The 15907-nt window shown below is 43.2% G+C and carries 15 protein-coding genes and 2 tRNA genes; 5 read left to right on the top strand and 12 right to left on the bottom strand.

The features are described from left to right. Window positions 1-148 precede the first annotated feature (148 nt). From M3O96_RS21350 to M3O96_RS21310, 9 genes are all read right to left on the bottom strand, one after another. Window positions 149-397: a hypothetical protein gene (locus tag M3O96_RS21350; protein WP_249724876.1), complete on the bottom strand. Its 249-nt coding sequence runs from the start codon at window positions 395-397 to the stop codon at window positions 149-151. A 334-nt stretch (window positions 398-731) separates the two neighbouring features. Next, window positions 732-819 (bottom strand) — tRNA-Ser (locus M3O96_RS21345). Between the two features lie 439 nt (window positions 820-1258). Next, on the bottom strand, window positions 1259-2332 hold the full coding sequence (locus M3O96_RS21340) for an asparaginase (protein WP_249724873.1): 1074 nt from the start codon (window positions 2330-2332) through the stop codon (window positions 1259-1261). Beyond that, window positions 2329-3105 (bottom strand): TatD family hydrolase, encoded by a 777-nt coding sequence (locus tag M3O96_RS21335; protein WP_249724870.1) that lies wholly within the window; start codon window positions 3103-3105, stop codon window positions 2329-2331. Before M3O96_RS21335 ends, M3O96_RS21340 begins: the two co-directional genes overlap by 4 nt. Continuing rightward, complete coding sequence (locus tag M3O96_RS21330; protein WP_249724867.1) at window positions 3102-4208, bottom strand: glycosyltransferase; 1107 nt, start codon at window positions 4206-4208, stop codon at window positions 3102-3104. The genes M3O96_RS21335 and M3O96_RS21330 overlap by 4 nt, the downstream gene beginning before the upstream one ends. Continuing rightward, on the bottom strand, window positions 4205-4834 hold the full coding sequence (locus M3O96_RS21325; RefSeq protein ID WP_249724851.1) for a polysaccharide deacetylase family protein: 630 nt from the start codon (window positions 4832-4834) through the stop codon (window positions 4205-4207). The genes M3O96_RS21330 and M3O96_RS21325 overlap by 4 nt, the downstream gene beginning before the upstream one ends. 1 nt (window position 4835) lies before the next feature. Beyond that, window positions 4836-6068, bottom strand: coding sequence for a PP2C family protein-serine/threonine phosphatase (locus tag M3O96_RS21320; RefSeq protein ID WP_249724849.1), 1233 nt, complete (start codon window positions 6066-6068; stop codon window positions 4836-4838). Continuing rightward, window positions 6058-6309: a hypothetical protein gene (locus M3O96_RS21315; RefSeq protein WP_249724846.1), complete on the bottom strand. Its 252-nt coding sequence runs from the start codon at window positions 6307-6309 to the stop codon at window positions 6058-6060. Before M3O96_RS21315 ends, M3O96_RS21320 begins: the two co-directional genes overlap by 11 nt. 24 nt (window positions 6310-6333) lie before the next feature. Further along, window positions 6334-7452 (bottom strand): glycosyltransferase, encoded by a 1119-nt coding sequence (locus tag M3O96_RS21310; protein ID WP_249724844.1) that lies wholly within the window; start codon window positions 7450-7452, stop codon window positions 6334-6336. A gap of 21 nt (window positions 7453-7473) precedes the next feature. Between M3O96_RS21310 and ruvC the strand changes: the two genes are divergently transcribed. The 4 genes from ruvC (at window position 7474) to M3O96_RS21290 (ending at window position 11089) form a co-directional block, all read left to right on the top strand. After that, on the top strand, window positions 7474-8052 hold the full coding sequence (ruvC, locus tag M3O96_RS21305) for a crossover junction endodeoxyribonuclease RuvC (protein WP_249724841.1): 579 nt from the start codon (window positions 7474-7476) through the stop codon (window positions 8050-8052). A gap of 209 nt (window positions 8053-8261) precedes the next feature. Then, window positions 8262-9563 carry a parallel beta-helix domain-containing protein gene (locus M3O96_RS21300; RefSeq protein ID WP_249724838.1) on the top strand — a complete coding sequence of 434 codons (1302 nt, stop codon included), beginning with the start codon at window positions 8262-8264 and terminating at the stop codon, window positions 9561-9563. Window positions 9564-9566: 3 nt separating this feature from the next. Beyond that, window positions 9567-10694, top strand: a complete 1128-nt coding sequence (locus M3O96_RS21295) for an SO2930 family diheme c-type cytochrome (protein WP_249724835.1) — start codon at window positions 9567-9569, stop codon at window positions 10692-10694. A gap of 200 nt (window positions 10695-10894) precedes the next feature. Then, window positions 10895-11089, top strand: coding sequence for a hypothetical protein (locus tag M3O96_RS21290; RefSeq protein ID WP_241143097.1), 195 nt, complete (start codon window positions 10895-10897; stop codon window positions 11087-11089). 16 nt (window positions 11090-11105) lie between these two features. Here the strand turns inward: M3O96_RS21290 and M3O96_RS21285 are convergent, their stop codons facing one another. Then, window positions 11106-13067, bottom strand: coding sequence for a M1 family metallopeptidase (locus tag M3O96_RS21285; RefSeq protein ID WP_249724831.1), 1962 nt, complete (start codon window positions 13065-13067; stop codon window positions 11106-11108). 168 nt (window positions 13068-13235) lie between these two features. On the opposite strand from M3O96_RS21285, the gene M3O96_RS21280 reads away from it, so the two are divergent. Then, window positions 13236-15077 carry a TonB-dependent receptor plug domain-containing protein gene (locus M3O96_RS21280; protein ID WP_249724890.1) on the top strand — a complete coding sequence of 614 codons (1842 nt, stop codon included), beginning with the start codon at window positions 13236-13238 and terminating at the stop codon, window positions 15075-15077. A 460-nt stretch (window positions 15078-15537) separates the two neighbouring features. Here the strand turns inward: M3O96_RS21280 and M3O96_RS21275 are convergent, their stop codons facing one another. Beyond that, entirely contained in the window at window positions 15538-15789 is a 252-nt protein-coding gene (locus tag M3O96_RS21275; RefSeq protein WP_249724829.1) for a GIY-YIG nuclease family protein, read from the bottom strand. A gap of 25 nt (window positions 15790-15814) precedes the next feature. Beyond that, window positions 15815-15889, bottom strand: a tRNA-Val gene (locus M3O96_RS21270). Window positions 15890-15907 lie beyond the last annotated feature (18 nt).

Here is a 15907-nt window from a genome sequence, read left to right as displayed (position 1 = left end):
GATGGGGCTTTTGTCCAAGATGGCCAAGGATAGGATATTAGAATGGAGTGTTTGGTTTGAATTTTATACCCCATTAAAATTCTATAATGGAACACCCCTAAAACATTCCTTTACTAATTTCACCTGACTGAGAAAAGCATCCTTTAGATTACTCCAATGCTTCTTTCAATTCTTTCAGCACCCATTCATCCGTTTTAAATGCAGAAAGGATAGTAAGATTGCCTATTTGCTTTCTCAGCTTTTCAAAGTCCAATATTTTCTGATTACTAGGAATGTTGTGAGTAATTTCAAAGTGCAGTGAAAAGATGGATTGGGAGCACCTTGCACGGGTAAATAATATTAAGCTCAACCGCGGCGAACTGTTGGTCGAAGGGTTAGAAATAAGAGGGTGCTCCATCCATTTCGGTATTGAAGATTCTCCTTCTTAGGCGATTCTTGACCGAAATGCGTTGGATCCCGGGCCGGATCAAGTTAAATCAGAAGGGTATTTTAAAGGGGATTACTAACCAAATTATTCCGCAGAGAAACTCAAAAGTATTGTTGAAGAATTTTCTCAGGGTATGAAAAAGACAGATCTTGAGTACAATTTTTTTTCCAAGATGAACAAAGATTTCATCCCATTAAATTCAGAATATTGATTTTGGATTTAAGCCAACACCCCAATCTACACCCTCACTAAAAAACAAAAATCCTAACTCACCTCGTTTATAGCAAGTTAGGATTTGATATTGCAGAGAGGAAGGGATTCGAACCCTCGATACCCTTAAGAGGTATACACACTTTCCAGGCGTGCTCCTTCAACCACTCGGACACCTCTCTAGTTTGATCCTTTTCTGAATCGGAGTGCAAAGAAATAAATTAATCGGAGGGTATCCAAGTTTATGGGGAGAAATAATGTGGATCCGGGAAATTGGGTAGAGGACTTGTTTTTTTTAGGAAAGGTCAGATGACCGATGACGGATGACGGATGTTGGGGGGACTTGGAGGAGAGGAAGTAGGAATTCCGATAACGATCGGAAGGAAGTTGGGGGCGCTTGAAGTTTAGGTGCAGGAAAACGTAAAGAAGTCGGGTGACCGATGACGGATGACGGATGTTGGGGGACTTGGAGGAAAAGATGACCGATGACCGGTGACGGATGTAGGGGGCACTTGGAAATTAAGGAAACCTTTAAGAAGAAAAGATGTCGGGTGACCGATGAGGGATGTTGGGGGATTCTGAATTCATCATTCTTCATTCTTAATTCATCACTCTTCATTTTTAACTCGGTGGGGACATTTCGCCGGCCATGGGTAACACCAACTTTCTTCGGATTTCGGTATCGTCGGTTTCGTTGCCCAAGAGGAACATCAGCTTGGTCACGGCTGCCTCGGTAGTGATGTCTGTCCCGCTCAATACCCCGATTCTTTTCAGGTCCTTGCTCGTATGGTACCTTCCCTGAATTACCCTGCCACCATTGCACTGAGATACATTGAGAATGATGATACCCTTTTTGACTGCTTTTTCCAAGGATTCGGTAAACCATTTTTCACTTGGGCTATTGCCTGAACCATAGGTTTCGAGGATCACGCCCCTTAATCCTTTGATGCTGAAACAGGAATCCAACACTGCCGCTGTGATGCCGGGAAACAGCTTGATGATGATCACATTGTTGTCCAAATTGTTGAAATACTTCAGTTTCTTCGTTTCTTCATAAGGCCTGATTGCACCAAAATTATAATCAATGATGATCCCTGCTTCGGCTAAGGCAGGATAGTTTTCGGATTCATAGGCATCAAAATGCACACTCTGCACTTTCTTTGCCCTATTGCCCCGAAGCAACATGTGGTTGAAAAATATACAGACTTCAGGCACGACCGGTTTGCCATCTGACTTGGCTGAAGCAATCTCCAAGGCAGTCATCAGGTTTTCCCTCGCATCTGAGCGCATCGCAGATATCGGCAACTGCGCCCCGGTAAAGACCACCGGTTTGCTCAGTCCATTGAGCATGTAGCTCATCATCGAGGCGGAATACGCCATGGTATCTGTCCCATGTAAAATCACAAAACCATCATAGCTGTCGTAATTTTCATAGATGATATAGGCCATGTCAAACCAATGCTGCATGCTGATATTGGAGGAGTCAATTGGTTCGGGAAATGAAATCACGGTAATCGCAATATTCATATTGGTCAGCGTCGGTACTTTTTCCATGATCTGCCCAAAGTTGAAGGGGACCAAAGCGCCGGATTCATCATAAGCCATGCCCAAGGTGCCTCCAGTATAAATAATGAGTACAGAAGAATGCACTGCATTTTTGGCCGCTGTATTGATCCTGATTATTTTATAGTTCATAGCCGGAAATGATGAAATATTTTTCTAGAATTCTCTTCTGTGCTTGCAGAAACCTGCTCCAAAGTACTCATCGTCAAATCCCCTACCCGCTGCGCTATCAAAGGAATGTATTCTGTGGAGTTCCTTTTGCCCCGATGTGGCGCCGGCGCAAGGTATGGTCCGTCGGTTTCCAATACCAAATGTTCCAATCCAATCTCGGGCAAAACTTTGTCCAATCCTCCATTCTTGTAGGTTGATACCCCTCCGATTCCAAGCAAAAACCCCAATTCGATGATTTCCTTGGCTTGCTCGACAGTTCCTGTGAAGCAATGGAAAATCCCTTTCAGATCTTCTGATTTTTCTTCTCGGATGATGGCAATGGTCTCGTCCATGGATTCCCTGCAATGCAGGATAATCGGCCATTTCTTTTTCTTAGCCCATTGGATTTGAACCTTCAGGGCTTCCTTTTGTTGCTCAAAAAAAGTCTTATCCCAATACAGGTCCAATCCGGTCTCCCCGATTCCTGCAAACTCCCGCTTTCCGATCCATTCTTCCATGATGTACAGCTGCTTATCAAATTCAGCATTGACATCGCATGGATGCAAACCCATCATGGGAATGCAGACTCCGGGATTTTTCAACTCAGCTTCCAACATCGCATCGATCGAATCCACATCGACATTGGGCATGTAGATTTTGTGCACGCCATTTTCTACCGTCCTCCTGATCACTTCGTCCCTGTCCCCATTGTATTTGTCCGAATAGATATGGGCATGTGTATCTGTAAACTTCATCCGTATTTTCTTCCTTTCCAGTCTGTTTTTGACGGCCAAAAATAATAAACTATTGTGGACCATGAGGTAAACAAATAATATATTTCAAAAAGGGCCAAAGTTGAAATTTTCAATTTTTGGCCTGTTTTGAGGGAGAATAAGTAAATAAACAGGGATTGGATTGCCACTTTAATTACCCAGACCATGAGTCCTGCAAAAAGCTGTAAAAAACACAAATAAATCACTGCCGGAAAAAAAAGCACCTGCATCGCCAATACCGACCGCCAATAGATCGGAAGGTCCATGGCACCATGCATCCATCGCTTCCTTTGGTCCAACAAACCTTTGAAATTTTGTTGGGGTAAAGTCTCGACCAAGTTGTCGGCTGAGACATGATGGATCGCGACAAAACCTTTCTTTTCGATGGCTTTGCCCATTTCAAAATCCTCTGTCAAGGAAAATGGAAGTCCCTCAAATCCTCCCACCGAGGCATAGGCCTTTTTTGTAATCAGCATGTTGTTACCCATGGAAGTCACGGAAATGCCAAGGTCATTCATCACCTTGACCATCCCTAGAGAAAGCCACCAATCGAGGGCCTGCATTTTGCCAAAGAAGGAATCTGAACCGATATGCGTAATGCCGGTGACGATTCCCGCATCGGAGTTTTTTTGGGCCAAGAGCATCGATTTGACCCAATTGGAAGGTACTACACAGTCCGCATCGGTAAACAAATAGAAATCACCCTCTGCGGATTTGACCATTTGGGAAAGGGCGTTTGCCTTGCCGTTCATACGCTTCTGATCGCCTTCAATGATGGCTATCAAGATGGAATTGGAATGCTTTGAAACCCAATTCTCCAAAATTGTCGCTGTCTCATCTGAACTGTGATCATCGCCTAAAATAAATTGGACTTGGTCTTTTGGGTAATCGAGTTTTTCTAAGGAAGCAAGAACCCGGAGTAAGTTATGGGCTTCGTTGCGGCAGGGAATCAATATACTGACCTTCAGGAAATCGGGATTTTGGGCTTCGTTGTATTTGTTAAAATTCATTTGAATCAAAATCACAAGCAGCGCATCCTGCAACAGCAATAAAAAAACCACGACCACTACCAATCCATAAATCATAATACTGCTGTTTGGAAACCTTTGTCAAGGATGAAGTCAAGATACTCCGGCAAGACTTTTTTAACTATCCGTTCGGTTTTTTGTTGGTCGTGAAAAAGTATGATGGATCCGTTTTTGGAATATTGCTTGGTTTTGGAGAGGCATTTTTCTGCACTTTGATCCGGGTCATAATCACCCGACAGTACATCCCACATGATGATCTGGTATTTTGGCAGCACAAGTTTTGATTGGCTTTTGCTGATCTTTCCGTAGGGTGGACGAAAATTAACCGGGTTAATATCAAGCGTTTCCTGCAGGATTTGTTGACACTTTTCAATGTCCTCCAAATACAATGCATCGGAATTTCGGTAACCGTCAAGGTGGTGGAAAGTGTGGTTTCCGATTCCGTTTCCGGCCTGTTGCACCTCTTTGGCGAGGCTTGGATGCTTTTCGACATTGGCACCCACCATAAAAAATGTGGCCTTCATGTCTCTTTTCGCTAGTTCGTTCAGTACAAAATCCGTAATCCCCGGCACCGGCCCATCGTCAAAAGTCAGGTAGATGGTCTTTTCATCACGGGTTTTGTTCCAGATAAATTTGTCGAAAACTTTCGGAATCACAGCCGGGACATGATGCATCCAAACCATGCTATTGTAGTCTTAAGCTGAGCAAAGTAATGTCATCCCTTTGTTCTCCACCTGTGGAAAAAACCTTCAATTCTTCAAAAAACAACTGATGGAAAATACTTGGATCAAGGCAAAGGTGGCTTTTGACAAACTGATTGAAACGCTCGTCTCCATATTCCTTTTCGTCTTTGTCAAAGCTTTCTGTCAATCCGTCTGTGTAGAGGTGGATGGTAAACCCTTTCAGATGTTCCCTTTCTCCCAATTCCAAAAACGGTAATTCTTCAAACGCCCCGAGTACGGTCGTCCCTGCGCCCAAGGTCTCTGTTCTCTTTTCCCCTTCCCAACACAATACCGGAGGATTATGGCCGGCATTGACATAGGTAAGTTCTCTTTTTTTGTAATTGTAATAGCCAAGAAAAAAAGTGATGAAGCGCTCCCCTTTTGTATTGTCAAAGATGGTGAAGTTCAGTTGCTCGACGATCATCTTCAAATCCGATGAACTCCTCAACAAGGTCCGCAATGCTGCCTGAAAATTGGACATCAGCAAAGCCGCCGGCATGCCTTTGCCCGATACATCGGCAATGCAGAAGAAGACTTCATCCTCGGATTTTTGGATCAGGTCATAATAATCCCCCCCGACTGTGGAGTGGGGAATGTAAGTCACTTTGGCTTTGAGTTTGTCGGTCTGTGGAAGTACGGCGGGAAAAAGCATGCGCTGCACATTAGAGGCGATTTCCATTTCTCTATTGAGCCTTTCCTGCTCGAGCTGCCGCTTGGCAAAGCGTTTATTCTCCAAAGCCACGACCATGATATTGGTCAATGCTTGGGTAAAATCAAGGTCAAGGTCTTCCTTTTCATCTTTCTTTTTGAGAAAAAGGATGGCGAGCATTTTTTCCTTGTGAAAGACAGGAAGGTAATTTTCGAGTTCAGCAAATGAAAATCCTTCGGAGACTTCGATATTCAATTCACCACTGCCACGGTCGAAGTTTATTTTTTCGGAAAGAATGGCATCAGGAACTTTGCTTTTGATACCATGGCTGATCTTTTTTTCAAAGTGGTCATGGTTTGACATGTACAATAGGATGGATTTGATGTTCAGGTGTACCAAGCAGGTAAACTTGAATATATCAAAAAGTACTGCAGCCGACTTGTTTTCATTGATGGCCTGCGTGATTTCAAGCAGGGCCTTGAGCTCTAGTTCCTTCTTTTGAAATTTGACTAATTGTACTGTCACGTCGGTTTTTTTAGATGGCATTATGTTGCATTAGGCCTTTTTTGGTGGCGAGGTAAAATAAATCCTTTCCTTTCGCTTCAAAATCCACCGTACCGAATATTTCATCGTCCGGAGCATAAAGACATTTGATATATCCTTTGGAATGAAGGGATTTTAAGGTTCCCAAAAGCCTCTGCTCTTCCCATTTTAAGGTTTCTTCCAAGTAACTATATGGCTGGACAAAATACAATTCATCCAGTAAATCAAACTCATTGTCATTCATTTTATTTTGTATTGAAACCTAAAATTAAGCCTTCCCAGAAGAATATCTTCCTTTCCATTGAAATTTTACAAATAAAGCACCGAAAGCACTCACCAACACATAAATCGGATGGACTATTCCTGTGAGCAAAAACCATCCTATTTTTGGATGGACACCAAAAGTTCTCAAAACCTTGCCCAAAGTCCGGGTTTCAAAATAAACCTTCAAAAGCCATATCAAGCCAAAAACCAAGCTCCCTTGGATTCCTAAAAACAGCATGGAAAAACTAGAAAGGAATATCAGCTGAACAGCGACAGGAAACAAAGCTGCTAAAAGGTGTGCAATAGATTGATGCGATTTCCATTTGGAGGCCCATCGAAATCTTTGGGAAAAAAGTTCATTCCAAGAATGCTGAGTTTGGGTGTAGACGAGATTTTCTTTTTGGTAGACAACAGCATCAGGCCCGAACCTATTGACCATCTTTTTCAATAAAAACTCATCGTCACCCGACAAAAGGTTCTCATTGCCAAGGTATCCCTCCACTTCGAAGAAGGCTGATTTTCTGTAAGCCATATTGGCGGCGCTGCACATGATGGGAGAACCGAAATAAAACCCGGCCTGCGTGACCAAAAGGATGCTTGCCCATTCGATCTGTTGGAAGTTTTGAAAAAAACCCTGATCACCTTTGGGTAAGATTGGCCCTGCGACCATCATCGTGTTTTCATCGGAAAATGGCTGGATCATTTGCTCCACCCAATCAGAAGGAAGAAAACAGTCTGCATCTGTTGTTAGTATGAGGCTTCCGAATGCATTTTGGATCCCGGTTTTGATCGCTGCTTTTTTACCCACCCCGATACTGTCAAGAGAAAGTATTTTCAAGTACTCATCTGAAATGCTTTGGATCAAATCTTCCAAGAGTTCTTTGCCACCGTCTTCACTTTGGTCATTGATAAATATTACTTGGAGTGGTCTGAAGGAAAGACCCGAAATCTGAGGGAGAATGACCGGAATATTATGCCTTTCATTCCGGTAAGGAACGAGAAGGGTAACCAACTCAGGCTCTCTGTTTTCGGTGAAAACTTGGGGTTTTCCCATCCAGGTTTTGCCCAGCAAAACGAGCAAAAGTCCATAAAGTATCCCAAACAAAAGGTAAAATGTTAGCATGAATTGCTTTAACTTGCGGTAATGAGTAAAGAAGATAAAAAAGAGGCAAAGGAAAAAATTATTCTAGGCATTGATCCCGGAACCAACGTGATGGGCTATGGATTGATCCTGATTGAGGGGAAAAAATACAGTGTGCTGCAGTTTGGCGTCATCCATCTCAAGAAGTATGTGGGGCATGAACTGAAGCTCAAAAAGATATTTGAAAGGGTCACCGGCATCATTGATGAATTCCATCCGGACACGGTGGCTTTGGAAGCACCATTCTATGGAGAAAACGTCCAATCCATGCTCAAGCTGGGACGTGCACAGGGAGTGGCCATGGCAGCCGCTTTGGCAAGGGACATTCCGATTACCGAATATTCTCCCAAAAAAGTAAAGCAATCCGTCACCGGTAATGGAAACGCTTCCAAAATCCAGGTTGCCGAAATGCTCAAAACTTTACTCAATATCGAAGAAATCCCAAAGCTTCTGGATGCCACTGATGCGCTCGCTGTAGCGCTCTGCCACCATTTCCATGATGGGAGGTTGCAGACAAGAGGCCGAACAGCAGGTTGGAAATCATTTTTGGAGGACAATCCAAACCGGGTAAAAAGTCAATAGTAGCTTAAGTGCAGATGTGTCTTTTGATTCTACCAAAGTAACTAGATAGGAACCCAGGGAATTCTGAGCGGAGTCGTCTGATTTTTTGATATTTATCCATCACCATCCTGCAAATAAAATTGTATTTTTGATAGTGGTATTGTCTGAAATTGAAAGACCTAATTTTCTCAACCAGCAATTCACAGATCAAAAACACTAACCCAATAACCATGAAAACCAAGCTCAGCATCATTCCTCTATTAGGGCTATTTAGTTTCATCTTCCTGATTACCTCTTGCAACAGCAGCACCACCGAACAAACATTTGATTCTTCCAAGTTGAGAAAAGCTACCCAGGAAGAAATCGAAAAAGTCATTGAGCAATTTGTACTTGCAGAAGACAACATGGTGATCGAAATCCCCGCAGGATTTTATGCTTTTAAAACCCAACTGATCTTGGACAATAAAAATCATATCACCATCAAAGGCGCGGGACTGACCGAAACGGTGCTTTCTTTCCGAGACCTCAAAGCTGGCGGTGAAGGCGTCAAATTGGTGGGCAACAATATCACCATCCAGGACCTGAGTGTCGAAGATGCGCCCGGTGATGGCATCAAATCGCAACATTGTGACGGGATCACCTTCCGGAAAGTCAATGTCACATGGACCAATGGCGACAAATCCAAAAACGGTACCTACGCCATCTACCCTGTTCAATGCAAAAATGTCCTGATCGATGAATGCATTGCCTCGCATTCTAAAGATGCGGGAATCTATGTCGGCCAATCCGAAAATATCATTGTCAGGAATTCCCTTGCCTTTGGCAATGTGGCAGGAATTGAAATAGAGAATTCAGACAATGCTGAAGTTTATGGAAATACAGTCAGGGACAATTCAGGAGGGATTTTGGTATTTAATCTCCCCGGACTTCCGAAATCAGACGGTCGCGGGACAAAAATCTATAATAACGAAGTCCTCCACAACAACCATAAAAACTTTGCCACGGCCTTGAGTGAGGACCCTAACGGCAATACCGTGACGATGATTCCTCCCGGTTCGGGCATCGTCATCTTGGCTGCCAAGGAAGTGGAAATTTTTGACAACAGAATACACAAAAACAAAACTGTCGGAGTCGCCATAGCCAATTACCACATTACAGGCTTTCCGATGGATGCGCCTAATTGGTCTCCATTTAGCTCCAATGTCTTTGTTCATGACAATGACTATCAGCGGACCTGGGCATTTCCGGACTTCAGCAAAGAGTTTGGGAAACTGATTTCGGTTTACAATGCAACAGGCTTTGCAAGAACACAGGACATCATTTATGACGGATTTTGGGACAAAAGCATAGCAGACAATATCCAATCAAACCCTATGAAAATCTGTATCAGGGAAAAAGAAATGGAGAAGATGCATTTTACGCTTTTTGATCTTTGGGAGGGTGAGGACAACATCAAGTCTTCCAAGGATTATGCGCCTTTCAACTGTGAATTGGAGGTCAAAACAGATGTCAGTGCCATTGCGAAATTGTGATTTATGAAATTGTCTAAAAAATACTATTCGGTTGTCTTGGCTTTAGGCTTTCTCATTCTGGTTTTTTCCTGCGAAAAAAAGCAGGAAGAATCCACAGTCAGCAAGGTTGAAATCTCAGAAATAGAAGCGCCTTTGGTCGAGACTGCTTCTTTGGATTTCAGTCAGATTCCTTTCAAAAACTTATCGGATTATGGCTTCTTCAAAGGAAAACTGAGATCCCTTGATCCTGATGAGGGCGTGCTTTTGTATGAACCCGCTTCTTCACTCTTTACGGATTACGCACACAAGTCAAGGTTTGTCTGGATGCCGGAAGGTACTACAGCGAGTATCAGAGATGATGTCGAAGGCAGCATGGATTTACCAGACAATACGGTTATCATCAAAAATTTTTATTATCCTACGGATTTTAGAAAACCGGAAGCGGAAAAAAGAATCATAGAAACCCGCCTGATGGTCAAAAGAAACGGAGTTTGGGATGCCTTTCCTTACGTTTGGAAGGAAGATCAAAGCGATGCTGTATATAAGGTGGTAGGTGCAGAAATCGAAGTGGCTTGGACAGACCTTCAAGGCAAAGACCAAGTCATCAATTACATCGTACCCAACAAAAACCAATGCAAAAGCTGTCACAATGAAAAGGAGCAGCTTGTTCCCATCGGTGTCAAGGCCAAGCATCTCAACCATGACATCAGATTTGCCGAGGGAGAAAAAAACCAACTCGTCAAATGGCAAGAAATGGGATACCTTGCGGATCTCAATGACCCAACTACTTATCCAGCCATGTTGGATTATACCCAAGCCAACCATTCTTTAGAACTCCGTGCCAAGGCTTACCTCGACATCAACTGCGGACATTGTCACCGGGCTGATGGACCCGCAAGCACTTCAGGGTTGTTTTTGACTTATGAAGAAACAGACCCCTTGAAGCTTGGCATCAACAAAACCCCTGTTGCGGCGGGTTTCGGTGCCGGGACATTCAAATACGATATTGTACCCGGACAGGCAGACCAATCCATCCTGACTTACCGCATGTCCACCAATCAGGTGGGTGCCGCCATGCCCGAAATCGGTAGGGTCACTGTACATGAGGAAGGACTTGAATTGATTAGAGAGTGGATAAATGGGTTGAAATGAAATAGTACCCTCAATAAATATTTGACTTAACTTGTTTGTAGCGACCATTTATCTAGGTGCAATTGGATATTAATGGATATTGGATATTAATTGATATTGTGCTGTTAACCAACCGTTCGAAAGGCTTTGATAGCCAACCCATCAATCCATAAAAACTTATTGAGAAAAATCTTCTTTACAAATCAAAAAAGCCAAAATACATGGAAGAAAAAATAAAGGAGCTTAAAATGCGGTATAGAACCGCTTCCAAAAATGAACAGGCCCTAATTGATCAAGAAATGGAAAATTTAGCTTTAGAAAATCCTGTAGCATTTTCCAAAGCAATGTTGGAGGATATGGAGAAAACCATCAATGAAGCAAAAGAACTCCACAAACAAAAAGGCCGAATCGATTGATTCGGCCTTTTGATTTTTAATCCTTATACACCCCACTCGGCCATTTGTCATTGGCGAGATTGGTGTCAGTGATCACTTTGTCAGGATCAATTTCGACAGCGACTACTTTTTTATCGACTTTGAGCAGGTGACTCCATTGATTGCCTTTGAACCAGATTTCTACAGGAAGCATCCTTCTTTCCTTTTGTCCGTCTTCGTAAGTAATTTCCAACAGTACAGGCATCGGCATTTCTCCTAGATTGGAAAGGGAAACCAAATAATTGGCACCGTAGGGCTGTACACTGTTGATCGCAAGGTCGATGTTGGCATTGCTATAAAACCAACCTTTCCAGAACCAATCCAGGTTTTCACCGGAGACATTTTCCATGTGGTTGAAGAAGTCAGTCGGCTGTGGATGTTTGTAAGCCCAGGTTTTGATATAAGACCTGAAGGCATTGTCAAACCGCTCCGCCCCGAGTACATATTCCCTCAACATGATCAGACCCAATGCCGGTTTCATGTAGGCAACCATTCCAAGGTTGTTGGATTGGGTCCTGTCAGCATGCGTTGCGATAGGTTCACGGTCTTTGTTGGTCAGCCAGCCCAGGTACCTTCTCGTTTGGATTAGGGAGTTGGTATATTCACCGTTATTGAATTCCAGATAGCTATAATAATTGATGAATGTATTGAATCCCTCATCCATCCATGCGTGTCTTCTTTCATTGGTGCCCACTACCATCGGGAACCAGTTGTGACCAAATTCATGGTCGGTCACTCCCCATAATCCTGCTCCTTTGGATCTCCAGCTGCAAAAGTTGACTCCCGGATATTCCATGCCGTTGATCTCTGCGGCCACATTGACGGCAACAGGATAGGGATATTCATACCATTTTTTGGAATAATGTTCAATGGAGGCTTTGCTATATTCTGTTGACCTTCCCCAAGCTTCCTGCCCATCACTTTCTTTTGGATAGACAGATTGCGCCATGGCTTTCTTCCCACTTGGCAAGTTGATCCTTGCCGCATCCCATATAAATGCCTTGGAAGTGGAAAAGGCCACATCTCTTGCATTGTTGATTTTGAAATGCCAAGTCATGGTTCCTTCCTGCTTTGGACGGTATGTAGCATAATCTGTCACTTCTTCAGGACTGATGAGGTACACCCGCTCATCACTTTCAGCAGCCTTCTTCATCCTGTTTTGCTGCTCTTTGGTGAGCACTTGGGCAGGATTGAGCAATTCACCGGAAGCAACTACGATGTGATCAAAAGGTACAGTAACCTTATATTCAAAATCCCCATATCCGAGGTAGAATTCACCTGCACCAAGGTAAGGATCAGTATTCCAACCTGTCACGTCGTCGAAGACTGCAACTTTGGGATACCACTGCGCCATGGCATAGATGGTTCCGTCTTTGACCTTGAGACGGCCCATCCGGTCCATTCCTTTTTCAGGAATTTTGTATTCGAAGTCCATGGAAACAGTTGCCTTTCCACCATTGGCAGGAATAGGCTCTGCAAAAAACACCTGCATCCTCGTATCGCTGACCATGTGTTTTTCCGAAACAGGTCTGTTTTTCCCAACGACTTGGGCTTTCAGATTTTCGATTTTATAGCCACCATCTACGTCACCGTTGTAGCGGTTGCCCTGTACAGGCGTGGTCAATTGTCCCCTTGAGTCTGCTGTAAACCTATTTTGCTCTAGATAAAGCCACACAAAATCCAGACTCTCGGGGCTGTTGTTTTTGTAGGTGATGGTGATCTTTCCTTTTAGGATATGGTTGGTTTCATCCAAAGCCACATCAATCAGATAATCAGCACCATTTTGCCAGTACATCGGTCCAGGTTTACCGGAGGCAGTTCGATAGGCTGTTCCCTGTCTATACCCAAATTCCGTAAATGCGCCATCTCTGTTGTCTTTGACCTCTTGGGCCTGAATGTCTTTCCCAAATACCAAAGCAAAAAGAAAAACTAAAATTTTTAGATTTTGAATTCTTATCATAAATTCCAACTATTTAATAATTCGGCTAAAATACAGAATCGGTTCAGAAGAAAAAATTCATTTTTATAGGGTTATTGACTGAAAAACGAAACAAAAGGCCAATCAAAGAGAATTTGGAAATAGAATTAAATCATGGGTAATTTACCTGCTCAAAAACCACAGCTATTCATGCGGATTAGATTTACGATTTTGGGTTTGTTACTTTCAGCCGGCTTTGCCAAAGCTTTTCAGGACACCACTACGGTGGATTTGGGCGAAGTGACCATCATGGAAAACAGGATGGAAATCCCTTTCAACAAGGTTTCCAGAAACATCACCGTTATCAACAGAAAAGCCATAGAAACCACTCCTGCGAGAAGTTTGCAGGAGGTACTTTCATTTACGCCGGGAGTCGATGTCAGGCAAAGGGGAGTCAGCGGGGTACAGGCCAATATAGGGATTCGTGGGGGAAATTTTGAACAGACGCTAATGCTGATCAACGGCATCAAGCTCACCGATCCGCAGACAGGTCACCACATGGTCAATATTCCCGTTCCGCTTCAAGCCATCCAAAGGGTGGAAGTGCTGAAAGGTCCGGGTTCGAGGATTTTTGGACAAAATGCTTTTGCAGGTGCTGTCAATGTCATCACGACGCTTTCAGATAAAAAAAGCCTCAATATCCAGGGATTTGGCGGTGATTTTGGAATGCGTGGGGGAAGTATCGTTTCTTCTCTTCCTGTCGGAAAATACAAACAAACCATCTCCGCTTCCCATGATGCTTCAGACGGGCATTGGTACAATTCAGATTTTAAAGTGACCAACCTGTTCTATGAATCGGGATTTGACATCAATGATAGAAATGAGATCCGGGCCATGGCGGGATATTCTGATAGGGATTTTGGGGCAAATGGATTCTACACCAATTCCTTTCCCGACCAATGGGAAAGTGTACAGACTTTTCTAGCTGCCCTGAGCCATACTTATAGATTCGACAAACTCTATTTTCAGACACGCGGATATTGGAGAAGGAACGACGATGAGTTCAGACTCAGGAGGAATGAACCGGCTTTTTTTACCAATCTGCACACTTCGGATGTATTTGCCTTGGAGCTGAACGGCACCTTTACATCCAAAATCGGAACAACAGGATTTGGGGTTGAAGGTAGGGAAGAGAAAATCGAAAGCACCAATCTTGGCAGCAGGAGCAGGACTTTTGCGGGAATCTTTGCGGAACACAGAATTGAATTCGCCGATAAGTTTGACTTCCGGGCAGGACTCTATACCAATTACTACAATGAATACAAATGGAAGCATTTTCCCGGAGCAGAAATCGGCTACCAAGTCAATGCCTCCTCAAGGCTTTATTCCAACTATGGAATCAGCTTTCGGATCCCGTCTTTTACCGAATTGTATTATGAAGATCCAAGCAACCAAAGCAATCCTAACCTCTTGCCCGAAGAAGCTGAAAACTTTGAGATAGGATGGAAATTCAACAAAAGCAGGTTAAGGACTGAGTTGGTGTTTTTTCACAGATTCACCCAAAACCTGATCGACTGGAACAGAGAACCAAGCGAAACCCAACCCAACCGCAATAAATGGACGCCGCAAAACATCTCTGAGGTGCGGTTTAATGGTATCGAGACATCCATCCAATACGTTGCAGACTTGGGTGGCGAAAATGCCAAAATCAAGGAATTGATGCTCAGCTACAACTATATCAATGCGGACTTGAATCAGGCCTCCGGCGTAGAATCGCGTTATGCATTGAATTCGCTGAGACATCAGGTGATTGGCGGCATTCAGGCGGAGTTTGTGAAGCGTGCGGAACTCACCATCAAGGGAAGGTATATCGAAAGGATGGCTTTGGAACCCTATTTCCTATTGGATGCGAGATTGGATTACAACAGGCTAAAGAAATTCGGGCTATTCCTTGAAGCCTCCAACATCACTGACGCAGATTATGTGGAAGCGGGATTTGTGCAGATGCCGGGAAGATGGTTCAAGGCTGGGTTTATGATTAATCTGGATTGAATTTATAATCATAATCATTTGATAGTTTAATCATGATTTTTCATCTAGAATAGAGGAAAGAAAATCGAAAATGGCATATTATGCCCCTTTTTTAATTTAAAAAATCAGGTTAGCAACAAAGTTATTTTAAGTCCCTTTAGGGACAAAATATGGGTAACAGGAGAATTGACAGATCAGGATTACGTGCCTTTAGGTACGTAATATGTTTTGTACCTAAAGGCACAATAACTTATCGTTTACCTATATTTCTACCTATATAAAGTCCCTAAAGGGACACATACCAGACCGAAATCTTGGCTTGAAAAATGAAAAACAAATTCTTAAACTTGACAAGGAAGATAGATTTTTTGACATAAAAAAAGCCTCATTTGAGGCTATGTGGGAGTTGAGGGATTCGTCCGCGATAGCTATCGGGACCCCGACCCTTCCGACTCTGTCGGGATGTTCTGAACCAACTTTGCTATTCCCGATCTATCAGCTCAAGAATTTTTTTCCTACTTTTCCATGATTTCACCTGCCTCTCCCTTCGATATGCTGATTCCTTGTCTGAATATTCTTCCATATACATCAAAATCCAGTCTGGGGAACTGCCAGTAAAACCCTTGTGATTTGAATTGTGTTTTCGCAACCTTTCATTCATCACATCGCAAGTATGTCCGACGTAATATTTGTCAAGGTTTTTTGAATAGAGGATGTAAAGATGGCAGGGCATAAAAAAAGCCTCATTCGAGGCTATGTGGGAGTTGAGGGATTCGAACCCCCGACCCTCTGCTTGTAAGGCAGATGCTCTGAACCAGCTGAGCTAAACTCCCAATAAATATTCTTTTGAT

Origin of the sequence: Aquiflexum sp. TKW24L (assembly GCF_023502205.1) — a bacterium.
Classification (GTDB): Bacteria; Bacteroidota; Bacteroidia; order Cytophagales; family Cyclobacteriaceae; genus Cognataquiflexum.
This window is presented reverse-complemented; position numbering and strand designations above follow the sequence as displayed.